The sequence below is a fragment of the Streptomyces sp. NPDC052012 genome (genome assembly GCF_040689265.1).
Taxonomy (GTDB): Bacteria; Actinomycetota; Actinomycetes; order Streptomycetales; family Streptomycetaceae; genus Streptomyces.
On the sequence record NZ_JBFAXA010000020.1, the window covers coordinates 106,972 to 121,810 of the forward strand.

At 72.3% G+C, this 14,839-nt stretch carries 14 protein-coding genes; 10 read left to right on the forward strand and 4 right to left on the reverse strand.

Annotated features, from left to right (window positions below; all coding sequences use genetic code 11):
* Positions 1–47: 47 nt before the first annotated feature.
* Together AB0412_RS26970 and AB0412_RS26975 are read right to left on the reverse strand one after the other, a co-directional pair.
* Positions 48–908, reverse strand: a complete 861-nt coding sequence (locus AB0412_RS26970; RefSeq protein ID WP_366405161.1) for a zf-HC2 domain-containing protein — start codon at positions 906–908, stop codon at positions 48–50.
* On the reverse strand, positions 905–1,462 hold the full coding sequence (locus tag AB0412_RS26975; RefSeq protein WP_366405162.1) for an RNA polymerase sigma factor: 558 nt from the start codon (positions 1,460–1,462) through the stop codon (positions 905–907). The genes AB0412_RS26970 and AB0412_RS26975 overlap by 4 nt, the downstream gene beginning before the upstream one ends.
* A gap of 111 nt (positions 1,463–1,573) precedes the next feature.
* Here AB0412_RS26975 and AB0412_RS26980 point away from each other — a divergent pair, with 111 nt between their 5' ends.
* From AB0412_RS26980 to pstB, 10 genes are all read left to right on the forward strand, one after another.
* Entirely contained in the window at positions 1,574–1,981 is a 408-nt protein-coding gene (locus tag AB0412_RS26980) for a GntR family transcriptional regulator (RefSeq protein ID WP_366405206.1), read from the forward strand.
* Positions 1,978–2,886 (forward strand): ABC transporter ATP-binding protein, encoded by a 909-nt coding sequence (locus AB0412_RS26985; RefSeq protein WP_366405163.1) that lies wholly within the window; start codon positions 1,978–1,980, stop codon positions 2,884–2,886. Before AB0412_RS26980 ends, AB0412_RS26985 begins: the two co-directional genes overlap by 4 nt.
* The gene (locus AB0412_RS26990; RefSeq protein ID WP_366405164.1) at positions 2,883–3,923 is read left to right on the forward strand and encodes an ABC transporter permease; all 1,041 of its coding nucleotides are present in this window, start codon (positions 2,883–2,885) and stop codon (positions 3,921–3,923) included. Before AB0412_RS26985 ends, AB0412_RS26990 begins: the two co-directional genes overlap by 4 nt.
* 583 nt (positions 3,924–4,506) lie before the next feature.
* Complete coding sequence (locus AB0412_RS26995; protein WP_366405165.1) at positions 4,507–6,738, forward strand: RNA degradosome polyphosphate kinase; 2,232 nt, start codon at positions 4,507–4,509, stop codon at positions 6,736–6,738.
* Positions 6,719–8,353: a CHAD domain-containing protein gene (locus AB0412_RS27000; protein ID WP_366405166.1), complete on the forward strand. Its 1,635-nt coding sequence runs from the start codon at positions 6,719–6,721 to the stop codon at positions 8,351–8,353. The genes AB0412_RS26995 and AB0412_RS27000 overlap by 20 nt, the downstream gene beginning before the upstream one ends.
* 69 nt (positions 8,354–8,422) lie before the next feature.
* Positions 8,423–8,869, forward strand: a complete 447-nt coding sequence (locus AB0412_RS27005; protein WP_366405167.1) for an NUDIX hydrolase — start codon at positions 8,423–8,425, stop codon at positions 8,867–8,869.
* A gap of 189 nt (positions 8,870–9,058) precedes the next feature.
* Complete coding sequence (gene pstS, locus AB0412_RS27010) at positions 9,059–10,186, forward strand: phosphate ABC transporter substrate-binding protein PstS (protein ID WP_366405168.1); 1,128 nt, start codon at positions 9,059–9,061, stop codon at positions 10,184–10,186.
* 133 nt (positions 10,187–10,319) lie between these two features.
* The gene (pstC, locus tag AB0412_RS27015) at positions 10,320–11,324 is read left to right on the forward strand and encodes a phosphate ABC transporter permease subunit PstC (RefSeq protein ID WP_366405169.1); all 1,005 of its coding nucleotides are present in this window, start codon (positions 10,320–10,322) and stop codon (positions 11,322–11,324) included.
* Positions 11,321–12,379: a phosphate ABC transporter permease PstA gene (gene pstA / locus AB0412_RS27020; protein ID WP_366405170.1), complete on the forward strand. Its 1,059-nt coding sequence runs from the start codon at positions 11,321–11,323 to the stop codon at positions 12,377–12,379. Before pstC ends, pstA begins: the two co-directional genes overlap by 4 nt.
* A gap of 52 nt (positions 12,380–12,431) precedes the next feature.
* Positions 12,432–13,208 (forward strand): phosphate ABC transporter ATP-binding protein PstB, encoded by a 777-nt coding sequence (gene pstB / locus AB0412_RS27025; protein WP_260827962.1) that lies wholly within the window; start codon positions 12,432–12,434, stop codon positions 13,206–13,208.
* A 116-nt stretch (positions 13,209–13,324) separates the two neighbouring features.
* Here pstB and AB0412_RS27030 read toward each other — a convergent pair whose 3' ends face one another.
* Positions 13,325–13,744, reverse strand: a complete 420-nt coding sequence (locus tag AB0412_RS27030) for a hypothetical protein (RefSeq protein WP_366405171.1) — start codon at positions 13,742–13,744, stop codon at positions 13,325–13,327.
* 95 nt (positions 13,745–13,839) lie between these two features.
* A complete protein-coding gene (locus AB0412_RS27035; RefSeq protein ID WP_366405172.1) occupies positions 13,840–14,838 on the reverse strand; it encodes an inorganic phosphate transporter in 999 nt (332 codons plus the stop codon).
* Position 14,839: the final 1 nt, after the last annotated feature.

Consider the following 14,839-nt stretch of genomic DNA (forward strand, 5'->3'; position numbering starts at 1 on the left):
GGCACTCCCGGGGAAGTCGCAGAAGGGATCGAGGAGGTCGGCGGTGGTCATGCGGGGCTGCCCTCACCGAGGTCGAAGCGGTCGCGCAGCAGGAGGATCAGCCCGGCGGCCAGGACGGCGACCAGCGCCGCCACGCCCTGCCCGGCCGCGGTGAACGGGGCCAGCGGTTCGTCGGCGCTCGCGCGGACCACGTCCGCCGCGAGCAGCAGCGCGACCCAGCCGCCGCCGGCGAGGGACGGCGCGAGCACCGGGCCCAGACGGGCCGTCAGCGCCAGCCCGGTCGCGGTGAGCGCGAGGGCGGGCAGCAGCCAGGCCAGCGCGCGCAGTCCGTAGCCGGGCAGGGCGAGCGTCGCCAGCCCGTTGAGTCCGAGGACGGCGACGAGCACCGCCACCGTGCGGATCATCAGCAGCCGGAAGCCGTGCATCGGGGCGACGACCGCCATCTCGTACGTCGGGTCCAGCGCGGGCCCGTACGACAGGGCGACGCCGGCGAGTGGCAGCAGCGGCGCGAGGGCGAGGAACAGGGTGGGCGAGCCGGCGCCGCCGGCCGCGTGCCCCACGGTCACGGTCAGCAGGAGCACGGCGACGACCGCGGCGAGCCACGACCGCCGCAGCACCGGCGTGGCCGCGAGCAGCCGCACGGTGTGGTCGGCGACGCCGAGCCGCAGCAGCAGGGACTCCAGCAACCCGGGCCGGGGTGCGTCGAGTTCGGCGTCCAGCCGCTGCCATCCGGCGTCGAGGGCCGCGGGATCGCTCAGTTCGGCGAGCGCCCCGCGGCAGCGGGCGCACGCGGTGAGATGGGAGTCGGCCGACCACAGCGCGGGCGCCGCCAACTCGCCCCGCAGGTAGGCCCGCAGGTCGTCCTCGCGGACGTGCCACTGCGAGCCGTTGTTCGTTCGGTCCGTCATGCCAGCGCCTCCCGGAGTTGCCTGCGGGCGCGCATCGCCCGGGTCTTGACCGTGCCCGGCGGGATGCCGAGCAGGACGGCGGCCTCGCGGGTGGTCAGTCCGTCGATCACCGTGGCCTGGAGGACCGCGCGCAGCTCCGGGGAGAGCCGGACCAGCGCGCCGGCCAGGTCCCCGTGCTCCACCCCGGCCAGCACCCGCTCCTCCGCCGACGCCTCGTCGCGGTGCCGCAGCCGGGCCAGCGTCTGGCGCAGCCGTCCCCGGGCCCCGGCGCCGCGCAGCGCGTCGATCAGGCGCCGCGAGGCGATCCGCCACAGCCAGCCGGCGGCGTCGCCGGAGGCACCGGCCGCCTCGGGCCGGTAGCGGGCGGTGCCGCGCCACACCGCGAGGAAGGTGTCCTGGACGACGTCGTCGACGATCGCCGCGTCGGCGCACCGGCTGCGCATCCGCGCGGTCAGCCACGGCGCGTACCGCCGGTACAGCTCCTCGAAGGCGCGCCGGTCCCGGTCCGCCGCGATGGCGCGCAGCAGCTCCCCGTCGCTTCTCGTTTCGCTCACGTCTCCTCATCGGACGAGCCCGGCCGGTCGGTTCACACGATCGCAGTTGACTTTCCGGCACCCCGTGCACCACCCTTTCACTACTCAATTAGTGAAAGGGTGGTTGTCCGAGTGGTCGACTACCGGATCGACCGGCACAGTGGCGTGGCCACCTACGTCCAGATCGTCCAGCAGACCAAACAGGCCCTGCGCCTGGGCCTGCTCGTGCCCGGCGACAAGCTGCCCACGGCCCGGGAGGTCGTCGAGGCCACCGCCGTCAATCCCAACACCGTGCTGAAGGCCTACCGCGAACTGGAGCGCGAGGGCCTGGTCGAGGCCCGGCGCGGCCTCGGCACCTTCGTACGGCGCTCGCTGGGCGCCGCCCCGGCCGACTCCCCGCTGCGCGCGGAACTCGAGGACTGGGCGGCACGGGCCCGCGCGGCCGGTCTGGAGCGCGAGGACGTGGCAGCCCTGTTCAGCGCCGTACTCGACACACACTTCCCGGCACCCCAGCCCACCTCTCAGGGAGACCCGTCATGACCGACCCGGCCCTCGAGGCAGCCGCGCTCGGCAAGCGCTTCGGCCGACGAGGACGGCGCTCAGCGTCCTGGGCGCTGCGCGACTGTTCGTTCCGGCTGCCGGCCGGCCGCGTCTGCGCCGTCGTCGGCCCCAACGGCGCGGGCAAGTCCACGCTGCTCGCGCTCGCCGCCGGGCTGCTGGCCCCCACCGAGGGCACGGTCGCCGTCCTCGGCACCGACCCGGCGTCCGCCCGGCCCCGGGTCGGCTTCGTCGACCAGGCCAAGCCGCTGTACCCGCAGCTCACGGTCGCCGAGACGCTGCGCATGGGCGCGGATCTCAACCCCGGCCGCTGGGACGCGGACACCGCGCGGCGGGTCGTGGCCGGCGGCGACCTGGACCCGTCCCGGCGGATCCGGGCGCTCTCCGGCGGTCAGCGCACCCGGGTGGCGCTCGCGCTCGCCCTCGGCAAGCGGCCCGAGCTGCTGCTCCTGGACGAGCCGATGGCCGACCTCGATCCCCTGGCGCGGCACGAGCTGATGGGCGTGCTGATGGGGCAGGCGGCCGCGCACGGCACGACGATCGTGCTGTCCTCGCACGTCGTCGCCGAGCTGGAGGACTCCTGCGACCATCTGCTGCTGATCGGCGGCGGCCGGGTCCGCCTCGCGGGCGAGATCGACGAGCTGCTCGCCGCCCACACCCACGTGACCGCCCCGGCGGCGACGGAGCTCGGCCCGCACCAGGTCGTCGAGTCCCGCACCACCGGCCGCCAGCTCAGCGCGCTGATCCGCCCCGCGGGCCCGCTGCCCGCGCAGTGGCGCACGGGCGCGCCCTCCCTGGAGGAGCTCGTCCTGTCCTATCTGCGCAGCCCCGAAGCGCCCGCCCTCGTCCCGGACGCCCACGACACCACCACGGAGACCGCCGCGTGACCGCCGCACCCGCCCCCGGGCACCCCTCACCCCGTCAACTGCGCTGGCTGCTGCGACTGCACCGCCCGGCCGCGCTCGCCTGGACGCTGCTCGTGATCGCCACCGGCACGGCCCTGCTGTGGCTCGGGGGCCCGCTCACCGACGCGGCGGCGACGGCGTGGAAGGAGTACAACGCCTGCGCCTTCGCACCGCGCTGCTCCTACGACCAGGACGCGATCCTGCTCTACAAGGACCTGTACACGTACACGACGGCCGCCGTGCTCGCCGTGCCGTTCCTGGTCGCCGCGTGGGCGGGCGCGTCACTGACCGGCCGCGAGCTGGAGTCCGGCACCGCCCGGCTGGCCTGGACCCAGGCCGTCTCCCCGGCCCGCTGGCTCGCCGCCCGGCTCGCGTTCCCGGCGCTGCTGATCACCGTCTCGACGGGCCTGCTGGCCTGGCTGCACCGCCTGGCGTGGACGGCGGGCGAGGGCCGCGTCGACGCCGCCAAGCCCTGGTACGACATGCCCACGTTCTACTCGGGCGGCGTCCTCCCGGTCGCGCTGGCTCTCGCCGGGCTCGCCGCCGGAGGGCTCGCGGGCCTGCTGCTGCGCCGGTCGCTCGCCGCGCTCGCCACGGCGGTCGTCGCCGTCGCCGGGCTGTGGACCGCCGTCCATCTCGCGCTGCCGCACCTGTGGCCCACCGTGACCAGGCTCAGCAGCCTGCGCGACGGCCCGTCGGGCGCCGGCATCGCCGCGGGCGAGGGCGTGCTCACCGCCTCCGGCGACCGCGTCCCCGCCCCCTGCGGCAGCAGCCTCGTCCCCGGCTGCCGAGCCGAACTGGCCGACCTGAACGCCGTGTCCTTCTACCGCGACGTCCACCCGGCGGCCCACTTCTGGCCCCTCCACCTGACGGCCTCCGCCGCCCTGCTCCTGCTGGCCGCGCTCCTGACGTACGCGGCCTTCCGCCTGGTACGCCGCCACACCGCGGCCCCCCTCGCACCGCCGACCCCGCTCCCCGCACCGACCACCCCGGCACCGGCCGAGCGAGCCGCCGCATGAGCATCGTCCCCGCCGCCACGCTCGCCACCGCCGCCGGGGACGTGCCCCGCCGCCCCGCTCTCCTGCGGACCGTGCCGACCACCCCGGCACCGGCCGAGCGAGCCGCCGCATGAGCATCGTCCCCGCCGCCGCGCTCGCCACCGCCGCCGGGGACGTGCCCCGCCGCCCCGCTCTCCTGCGGACCGTGCGGCGACCGCACCGCACGCCCTGATGACCAGGGCCGGTGCGCTGACCGGCATCGTCCCCACCGCCGCCACGCTCGCCACCGCCGCCGCGTTCGCCCTGGTCCGGTGCCGTACCGCCGGAAACGCGGACCCGTACGCCCCGGGGTGTCCGGGTTCGCGGGCGGCGGGGCGCGTCCGTGCGGAACCCCGCGAGCCGCCCCCCGCTATCCCGCACGTCATGTCTCCGTAACCATCGATTCAGACTGGCTTGCGACGCTCGCCCAATGAATCCCGCCGCGCCAGAGCCTTCGCCGCCCAGAAGGGGCACCGGGGGGAACGGGGACGCCTCAGGGGCACCACCGCTCCCGCCCGCGCTTTCCGACGCGCCCGTGACGCCGCTGGCGCGGAAGAATGGGTCCATGAGCCAGCCGAATGCCCAGGCACAGGTACAGCACGCGCAGCCCTCCGTGGGCTCCATAGCCGCGCACCGCCCGCACACCGTCGCCGCGGTGGTCTCCGATCTCGAACCCGACATCGACGCGGACCTCGACGGTTACGAGGAGTCGCCGTACGACGGCGCCCCGCTGCCGCAGGGGCGTTTCCTGGACCGGGAGCGCAGCTGGCTGGCGTTCAACGAGCGCGTCCTGGAGCTCGCCGAGGACCCCGCCACGCCCCTGCTGGAGCGCGCCAACTTCCTTGCGATCTTCGCCAGCAACCTGGACGAGTTCTTCATGGTCCGGGTGGCCGGCCTGAAGCGCCGTATCGCGACCGGCGTCGCCACCCGCTCGGCCTCCGGCCTCCAGCCGCGCGAGGTGCTGGAGATGATCTGGGCCCGCTCGCGCGAGCTGATGGCCCGGCACGCCGCCTGCTACCACGAGGACATCGCCCCCGCCCTCGCGGAGGAGGGCATCCACCTGGTCCGCTGGAGCGAGCTGACCGAGAAGGAACAGGCCCGCCTGTTCACCCTCTTCCGGCACCAGATCTTCCCGGTCCTCACGCCCCTCGCGGTCGACCCGGCGCACCCCTTCCCGTACATCTCGGGCCTGTCGCTGAACCTGGCCGTGGTCGTCCGCAACCCGGTCACCGGCCACAAGCACTTCGCCCGCGTGAAGGTGCCGCCGCTGCTGTCCCGCTTCCTGGAGAGCTCCCCGGGCCGCTACGTCCCCATCGAGGACGTCATCGCCGCCCACCTGGAGGAGCTGTTCCCGGGCATGGAGGTGCTGGAGCACCACGCCTTCCGGCTCACCCGCAACGAGGACCTCGAAGTGGAGGAGGACGACGCCGAGAACCTCCTCCAGGCGCTGGAGAAGGAGCTCATGCGGCGCCGCTTCGGCCCGCCGGTGCGCCTGGAGGTCGAGGAGTCCATCGACCGCGAGGTGCTGGACCTGCTCGTGCGCGAGCTGAAGATCAGCGAGGCCGAGGTGTACCCGCTGCCGGGGCCCCTCGATCTGACCGGCCTCTTCCGCATCCACAGCCTGGACCGGCCCGAGCTGAAGTACCCCAAGTTCGTCGCCGGCACCCACCGCGACCTGGCCGAGGTGGAGTCGGCGTCGGCGCCGGACATCTTCGCCGCCCTGCGCAGCCGGGACGTGCTGCTGCACCACCCGTACGACTCGTTCTCCACCTCCGTCCAGGCCTTCCTCGAGCAGGCGGCGGGCGACCCGGACGTGCTCGCCATCAAGCAGACGCTGTACCGCACCTCGGGCGACTCGCCGATAGTGGACGCGCTCATCGACGCCGCCGAGTCGGGCAAGCAGGTGCTCGTCCTGGTCGAGATCAAGGCCCGCTTCGACGAGCACGCCAACATCAAGTGGGCGCGCAAGCTGGAGGAGGCGGGCTGCCATGTCGTCTACGGCCTGGTCGGTCTGAAGACCCACTGCAAGCTGTCCCTGGTGGTCCGTCAGGAGGGCGAGACGCTCCGGCGCTACAGCCACGTCGGCACCGGCAACTACCACCCGAAGACCGCCCGCCTCTACGAGGACCTGGGCCTGCTCACCGCCGACCCGCAGGTGGGCGCGGACCTCTCCGACCTGTTCAACCGCCTCTCCGGCTACTCCCGCCGGGAGACCTACCGGCGGCTGCTCGTCGCCCCCAAGTCCCTGCGGGACGGCCTGATCTCACGGATCGAGAAGGAGGCCCAGCACCATCGCGCCGGGCGTCCCGCGTACGTCCGCATCAAGGTCAACTCGATGGTCGACGAGGCGGTCATCGACGCCTGCTACCGGGCGTCGCAGGCCGGTGTGCCGGTCGACATCTGGGTGCGCGGCATCTGCGCGATCCGGCCGGGCGTCGAGGGGCTGTCGGAGAACATACGGGTCCGCTCCGTCCTCGGCCGCTTCCTCGAACACTCGCGCGTGTTCGCCTTCGGCAACGGGGGCGAGCCCGAGGTGTGGATCGGCAGCGCCGACATGATGCACCGCAATCTCGACCGGCGTATCGAGGCGCTGGTCCGCGTCACCGACCCGGCTCACCGTGCGGCGCTGAACCGCCTGCTGGAGACGGGCATGTCGGACACCACCGCGTCCTGGCACCTCGGCCCGGACGGCGAGTGGATGCGGCAGGCGACGGACGGGGACGGCCAGCCCCTGCGCAACATCCAGGAGATGCTCATAGACGCCCGGAGGCGCCGGCGTGGCACAGCAACACCTTGACCCGACGGACCCCTCGGCCCAGCAGGTCCCGGCGGACGCCCTCGTGCGCTATCTGCGGGCCCAGGCCACCGAGTTCCTCCGCGCGCTGCGCCTGCACCGGGAGACCGGCGCGGGTGCGGCCGGCTCGGAGAGCTCCGTCGAGGCGGCCCGGGCGTTGCGCCGCTCGGCCCGCCGCATCAGCGGCACCCTGCACACCTTCCAGCCCCTGCTGGATCCCGACTGGTCCGAGTCCATGCGCCCGGAACTGGCCTGGGTCTCCGGCACCCTGGCCCTGGAACACGCGTACGCGTCCCGCCTGGACCGCCTGCTCCAGGCCCTCCAGCGCCTGTCGGGAGCCCCGGTGTTGCCGCCGCAGGGGGTCGGTGCGGTGCGCGTGAGGCCCGTGTCCGACGGAACGGCGACGCCGGCGGGCGCCACGAGCGGCCGCGCCGGCACGGCGGACGCCCGCATCGACACGGTCACCGGCAGCGACAGCCCGGGGCGCACCACCGGCACCGGCAGGACGAGCGGCCGACCCGGCCCGGGCACCGACGGTTTCCTGGGCGCCGAGACAGCGGACGACCGTCTCGGCACCGCCGCCGGCACGGCGAGCCGCCGCACCGGCGGACCCGCCGACCGTTCCCCCCGCGCCGCCGATCCAGCGGCCGCGGGCGGCGCGCCGGGCGCGTCCGACGGCGTGGCGCCGGCCGATGGTGTCCCGGGCGGGGACGCCCCGGCCGCCGCCACCGCGTCCCAGTCCGCCGCCCGCCGGGCGGTCGGCGCCCCGGACGGCCCGGTGCGCGGGGCCCGGACGGCCTCCGCCCTCCGGACCCACCGACCCGACGAAGCCACGTCCCGCACAGAGCCGGCGCCGGACCCCACCGCCGGGACCACCCGCCCCACCGCCGGAACCACCCGCCCCGCCACCGGAACCGCCCGCTCGGCCGCCGGAGCCCCCCGCACGGCCACCGCCCCCACCGGCGGCGCCAACCTCACCGTGGGCGCGGCCAAGGCCGGTGCCCTGCTGGACCGGCAGCTGACGCTCGCCCGCACCCGGGCGCACTCCACCGCGCTCCAGGCCCTCGGCTCGTCCCGGTTCCACGCGATCGCCGACAAGGTGGCCGTCCTGGCCAGCGAGGTCCCGCTCGCCCCGGCCGCGGGCGGCGCCGATCTGCGGCCGTTGGCGCAGGCCGCGCGGGAGCGTCTCGCGGACGCGATCGCCGCGCTGCCGCTGGTCACCGCCGGCAGCCCGTACAACGCGGAGGCGCTGATCCACGGGCTGTCCCCGGACCCGGCGCCGCACCCGCAGGACGCCCCCTGGCACCAGGTCCGCCTGCTGCTGCGCCTGCACCGCTACGCCCGTGAGGTGCTGTACGCCGCCCACGACCGGACCGACGGGGAACCGCCCGTCGACCTCCGTCTGCTCGCCGCGGGCGAGGCCCTCGACCGGCACCGCGACGCCTCGGAGGCGGCGGCAGCGGCGGCGCAGGCCGCCCGCACCCCGCGGATCGCCCCGGCGACGGCGTACGCGCTCGGAGTGCTGCACGCCGACCAGCGGCATGAGGTGGAGGCGGCGCGGTACGCGTTCCAGCGCAGCTGGCAGAAGGAGCAGAAGGAAGCGATCGGCACGTTATAGCAGGCTTCGGGACAGCGACGTACAGACAGCGACGTCCGGTCAGCGACGTTCCAGAAAGGCGGGCACCCCGTGGGCACCACCGGCAGCCTCGTCGTCCACGCCGCCGGCTGCGTCCTGTGGCGTCGCTCCCCCGTGACCGGCGAGATCGAGCTCTGCCTCGTCCACCGGCCCAAGTACGACGACTGGTCCTGGCCCAAGGGCAAGCTCAAGCGCGGCGAGGACCCGCTCGCCGGCGCGCTGCGCGAGGTCGCCGAGGAGACCGGCCACACCGCGGTACCGGCCGCCGAGCTGCCCACCGTGCGCTACCTGGCGAACGGCCGCCCCAAGCAGGTCCGCTACTGGGCGGCCGAAGCCGTATCCGGCACCTTCACCCCCACCTCCGAGGTCGACCGCGTCCTCTGGCTCCCACCGTCGCAGGCCCAGCCCCACCTCACCGAACCGAGGGACGCCGCCCTCGTCCCCGCCCTCCTGGCGACCCTGCGCCGGATACGCGACGCACCCGTGTCCTCGACGTAAGCGTTCCGTGACCTCACCGCACCGTCCACAGGGGTTCACCCCCCGTTCATTTACGCCCATCGGCGCCTTCACCTGTTCTGCCTAATTTCGGCCTTACGCGATGCGGATCGCCCGAAGAAAGAAGCATCCGCGTCACTCAGACTTCGCACGCCGCCGAATTCAGGACGGCGGCTCCTGGAAGGAACTCAAGTGAAGCTTCAGCGCATGAACCGGCGGGCCCTCGCTCTCGGTGCTCTCGCCGTCTCCGGCGCCCTGGCCCTCACGGCGTGCGGCTCCGACGACACCGGCAACGGGGGCAGCGGCGACGCCTCCGCCACCGCGCAGGCCGGCAACATCGACTGCGGCGACGCCAAGGGCCAGCTCCAGGCCTCCGGCTCCTCCGCGCAGAAGAACGCCATCGACGCCTGGGTCAAGCAGTACACCGCCGCCTGCAAGAACGTGCAGATCAACTACCGCCCGGACGGCTCCGGCGCCGGTATCACCGCGTTCACCCAGGGCCAGACCGCCTTCGCCGGTTCGGACTCCGCGCTGAAGCCCGACGAGGTCGAGGCGTCGAAGAAGGTCTGCTCCGGCGGCCAGGGCATCGACCTGCCGATGGTCGGCGGCCCCATCGCCGTCGGCTTCAACGTCCCGGGCGTGGACACCCTCACCCTGGACGCCGCCACCCTCGCCCAGATCTTCGACAGCAAGATCACCAACTGGAACGACGAGGCGATCAAGAAGCTCAACCCCGAGGCCAAGCTTCCCGACCTCAAGATCCAGGCCTTCCACCGCTCGGACGAGTCCGGCACCACGGACAACTTCACCAAGTACCTCAAGGCCGCCGCGCCCAAGGACTGGAAGTACGAGCCCGGCAAGGCCTGGGAGGCCAAGGGCGGCCAGTCCGCTCAGGGCTCCTCCGGTGTCGCCCAGCAGGTCAAGCAGACCTCGGGCGCCATCTCGTACTTCGAGCTCTCCTACGCCAAGGACGGCATCAAGACGGTCGACGTCAAGACCGAGGCCGCCGAGCCGGTCAAGGCCTCCGTCGAGAACGCCACCGCCGCCATCGGCGCCGCCAAGGTCGTCGGCACCGGCAAGGACCTCGCGCTGGAGCTGGACTACACCCCGTCCGCCGAGGGCGCCTACCCGATCGTCCTGGTGACGTACGAGATCGTCTGCGACAAGGGCAACAAGGCGGAGACCCTGCCGGCCACCAAGTCCTTCCTGAACTACATCGCCTCCGAGGACGGTCAGAGCCTGCTCGCCGAGGCGGGCTACGCCCCGATGCCCGAGGAGATCATCACCAAGGTCCGCGAGACCATCTCGAGCCTCAGCTGACCCGAGAGTGCGGACCGACCCCGGTGACGGGGCCGGTCCGCACCGTCCGGTGCACCGCCACCTGGAGCCCCCGGCCACCGGGCGGCTCCGACCGAGCCGCCCACCCCGGCGGCTCCGCAGACCGGAGACCCCGATGGACATAACGACACAGCAGACAGCTCCTCCCCCGCTCCCCCAGCCCACGCCGACCGAGCAGAAGCGCGCCGCCCGCGGCGCCACCCGCCCCGGCGACCGGATCTTCCTCGGGCTCTCCCGCGGGTCCGGCATCCTGGTCCTGGTGATCATGGCCGCCATCGCGGCCTTCCTCACCTACCGGGCCGTCCTCGCGATCAGCAAGGACGAGGCCAACTTCTTCACCGCCTTCGAGTGGAACCCCAGCGGCATCCCGCCGCAGTTCGGCATCGCGGTCCTGGCCTTCGGCACCGTCGTGTCGTCGATCATCGCCATGATCATCGCGGTCCCGGTCGCCGTCGGCATCGCCCTGTTCATCACGCACTACGCCCCGCGCCGCCTGGCCGGCCCCATCGCGTACGTGATCGACCTGCTCGCCGCCGTCCCGTCCATCATCTACGGCCTGTGGGGCGCCCTCGTCCTGGTGCCGCACCTGGACGGCCTCTACGGCTGGCTCGACGAGTACCTCGGCTGGACCGGCATCCTCGAGTGGAACGACGGCGCCCCGCGCTCGCTGTTCACCGTCGGCATCCTGCTGGCCATCATGATCCTGCCGATCATCACCAGCGTCAGCCGCGAGGTCTTCGGCCAGGTCCCGCGGATGCACCAGGAGGCGGCCCTCGCCCTCGGCGCCACGCGCTGGGAGGTCATCCGGATGTCGGTGCTGCCCTTCGGCCGCTCCGGCGTCATCTCCGCCTCGATGCTCGGCCTCGGCCGCGCGCTCGGCGAGACGATGGCCGTCGCCATGGTGCTCTCCCCGAGCTTCGACATCAACGCCAGCCTGCTCGACCCGGGCGGCGGCACCTTCGCCCAGAACATCGCCAGCAAGTTCAACGAGGCGACCGAGATGGGCCGTGACGCGCTGATCGCCTCCGGTCTGGTCCTGTTCGTCATCACCCTGCTGGTCAACGGCGCGGCCCGACTGATCATCGCCCGCCGCAAGGAGTACTCGGGGGCCAACGCATGAGCCACACACAGCACGACAAGCCTCCGGTCAGCTCCCTGCGCGGCGCGACCCTGCCGAAGTGGTTCGCGTGGGCGGTCGCCGCCGGATCGGTCGCCGCCGGCCTCGGCATCAGCACCGCGGCCGGCCTGAACAGCGACATCCAGTGGGCGCTGATCGCCGCCCTGCTGTTCGTCCTCGGCTCCTACGCCATCTCCGCCAAGGTCGAGGGCAGCCGGCAGGCCAAGGACCGCACCGCGACCAGCCTGGTCTGGGTCGCCTTCATCCTGGCCGTCGTCCCGCTCGCCTCCCTGACCTGGGAGACCGTCAAGCAGGGCGTGAAGGTCCTCGACGGCTACTTCCTGACCCACTCGATGGGCGTCGTCGCCGACAGCGAGCCCGGCGGCGGCATCTACCACGCCATCCTCGGCACCCTGGAGCAGGTCGGCCTCGCCACCCTGATCTCCGTGCCGGTCGGTGTGCTCACCGCCATCTACCTGGTCGAGTACGGCCGCGGCCGGCTCGCCAAGGCCGTCACCTTCTTCGTCGACGTCATGACGGGCATCCCGTCGATCGTCGCGGGCCTGTTCATCCTCAGCCTGTGGATCCTCATCCTCGGCATGGGCTACTCCGGCTTCGCCGGCTCGATGGCCCTGTCCATCCTGATGATCCCGGTGGTCGTCCGCTCCACGGAGGAGATGCTCAAGCTCGTCCCGAACGAGCTGCGCGAGGCGTCCCTCGCCCTGGGCGTCCCGAAGTGGCGCACGATCCTGAAGGTGGTCCTGCCGACGTCCATCGGCGGCATCACCACGGGCGTGATGCTCGCGATCGCCCGTATCACCGGTGAGACCGCCCCCGTGCTGCTGCTGGTCTGGGGTACGAACTTCATCAACTCCAACCCCTTCTCCGACCCGCAGGCCTCGCTGCCGATGTACATCTACCTGCAGTACACCAACGGCTCCGACGCGGCCTACGACCGCGCCTGGGCGGCGGCCCTGACGCTCATCGCGTTCATCATGATCCTCAACCTGGTGGCCCGCGGCATAGCCCGCTGGAAGGCACCGAAGACCGGTCGCTGACGCGCGGCCACGAGTCAGTACCGTCAGCGACCCGAAAGAAGCAGTGATTCACATGGCCAAGCGCATCGATGTCAGCGGCCTCAACGCCTACTACGGCTCCTTCCTGGCCATCGAGGACATCTCGATGACCATCGAACCCCGCTCGGTGACGGCCTTCATCGGCCCCTCCGGCTGCGGCAAGTCCACGTTCCTGCGCACCCTCAACCGCATGCACGAGGTCACGCCCGGCGGCCGGGTCGAGGGCAAGGTCATGCTCGACACCGAGAACCTGTACGGCAGCGGGATCGACCCGGTCGCCGTGCGCCGCGAGGTCGGCATGGTCTTCCAGCGCCCGAACCCGTTCCCCACGATGTCCGTGTACGACAACGTGGCGGCGGGCCTGCGGCTCAACGGCAAGTACAAGAAGTCCGAGCTGGACGACGTCGTCGAGAAGTCCCTCAGGGGCGCGAACCTCTGGAACGAGGTCAAGGACCGCCTCAACAAGCCCGGCTCGGGCCTGTCCGGCGGTCAGCAGCAGCGTCTGTGCATCGCGCGGGCGATCGCCGTCGAGCCGAACGTGCTGCTGATGGACGAGCCCTGCTCCGCCCTGGACCCGATCTCCACCCTCGCCATCGAGGACCTGATCGGGGAGCTGAAGGAGCGCTTCACGATCGTCATCGTCACGCACAACATGCAGCAGGCGGCCCGCGTCTCCGACCGCACCGCCTTCTTCAACCTGGCGGCGGTCGGCCAGCCCGGCAAGCTGATCGAGATCGACGACACGGAGCGCATCTTCTCCAACCCGTCGGTCCAGGCCACCGAGGACTACATCTCCGGCCGCTTCGGCTGAGCCGGCCCCCTCGAGCCCCTCGCGGTGCTGCATGGCGGTGCCACCGCGAGGCACCAAAGAGCCCGCCCCCCGGAATCCGGGGGGCGGGCTCGTGCGTGGTGCGGGTGGGTCCGGGTTTACGGAACGCCGTCCGCGTAGCCCTTCTCCCAGGAGCTGCAGGTGCTCTCCTTGACGTCACCGTTGTCCGAGATGCAGACCTTGATGTACACGGTGGCCGACTCGGCGAGGTCCTGGTCGGACGTCCGGCAGGTGCCGAATCCACCGCCGTTGTAGAGCGAGTGGACCGTGCCGGTGCTGCCGACCTTCCAGTAGCCGATGACACCGGCGCCGTCCGACCAGTTGTCGCAGGCGTTGAAGTTGTCGCCGTTGGTGTCGAACCGCATGGTGCCGGCCTGCGACAGATACCCGCTGGCCGCCACGGTGTCGGCGTAGTAGCTGCTGATCCCCGCCGAGGCCGGTGTGGCCCCGAGGACGACGGCGGCCACACCGGCCGCCGCCACACCCGTCACGGACAACAGGCGCCTGGTGATCGTCACGCTGCTCCCCCTCCTTCTCTCGAACACATGTTCGCGAAACGGCCCCACTATGGCACGGAAGAGGCTGCTGAGACAGCTGTTTTTGGCCAACCGCCTTACAGGAAGGCCAGATTGACGAGCCAGAAGGAGACCGCGGCGACGGTCGCGGCCGCCGGCATGGTGATGAACCAGCCGAGAACGATGTTCTTGGCCACCCCCCACCGCACGGCGTTGATCCGCTTCGTGGCCCCCACACCCATGATCGCCGACGTGATCACATGCGTGGTCGAGATCGGCGCGTGGAACAGGAACGCCGAGCCGAACATGATCGTCGCGCCCGTGCTCTCCGCCGCGAACCCCTGCGGCGGGTCCAGCTCGATGATCTTCCGCCCCAGCGTCCGCATGATCCGCCAGCCACCCGCGTACGTCCCCGCGGACAGCATCACGGCACACGCGATCTTCACCCACACCGGGATCGGGTCGCCGTAGTCCTCGACATCGGCGATGACCAGTGCCATCACCACGATGCCCATCGTCTTCTGCGCGTCCTGCAGACCGTGTCCCAGCGCCATCCCCGCCGCGGACACCGTCTGCGCGATCCTGAAGCCCCGCTTGGCCTTGTGCGGATTGGACCGCCGGAAGATCCACATGATCGCCGTCATCACCAGATAACCGGCGAGCAGACCCACCACCGGCGACACGAACATCGGGATGACGATCTTCTCCAGCACCCCGTCCCAGTACACGGTCGTACCACCGGCCAGCGCCGCGCCGACCATGCCGCCGAACAGTGCGTGCGAGGACGACGACGGCAGCCCGAAGTACCAGGTGATGAGGTTCCAGACGATCGCGCCCACGAGCGCGGCGAAGAGGATGCCCATCCCCGTCGACCCCTCGGGCGTCTGGATCAGCCCCTCACTGACCGTCTTGGCGACCCCGGACCCGAGGAACGCGCCGGCGAGGTTCATCACGGCCGCCATCGCGAGCGCCACCCGGGGCGTGAGCGCACGCGTCGACACGGACGTCGCGATCGCGTTGGCCGAGTCGTGGAAGCCGTTGGTGTACGTGAAGAAGAGCGCGACCCCGATGGTCACGACCAGAGCGAAGGTGTCCATG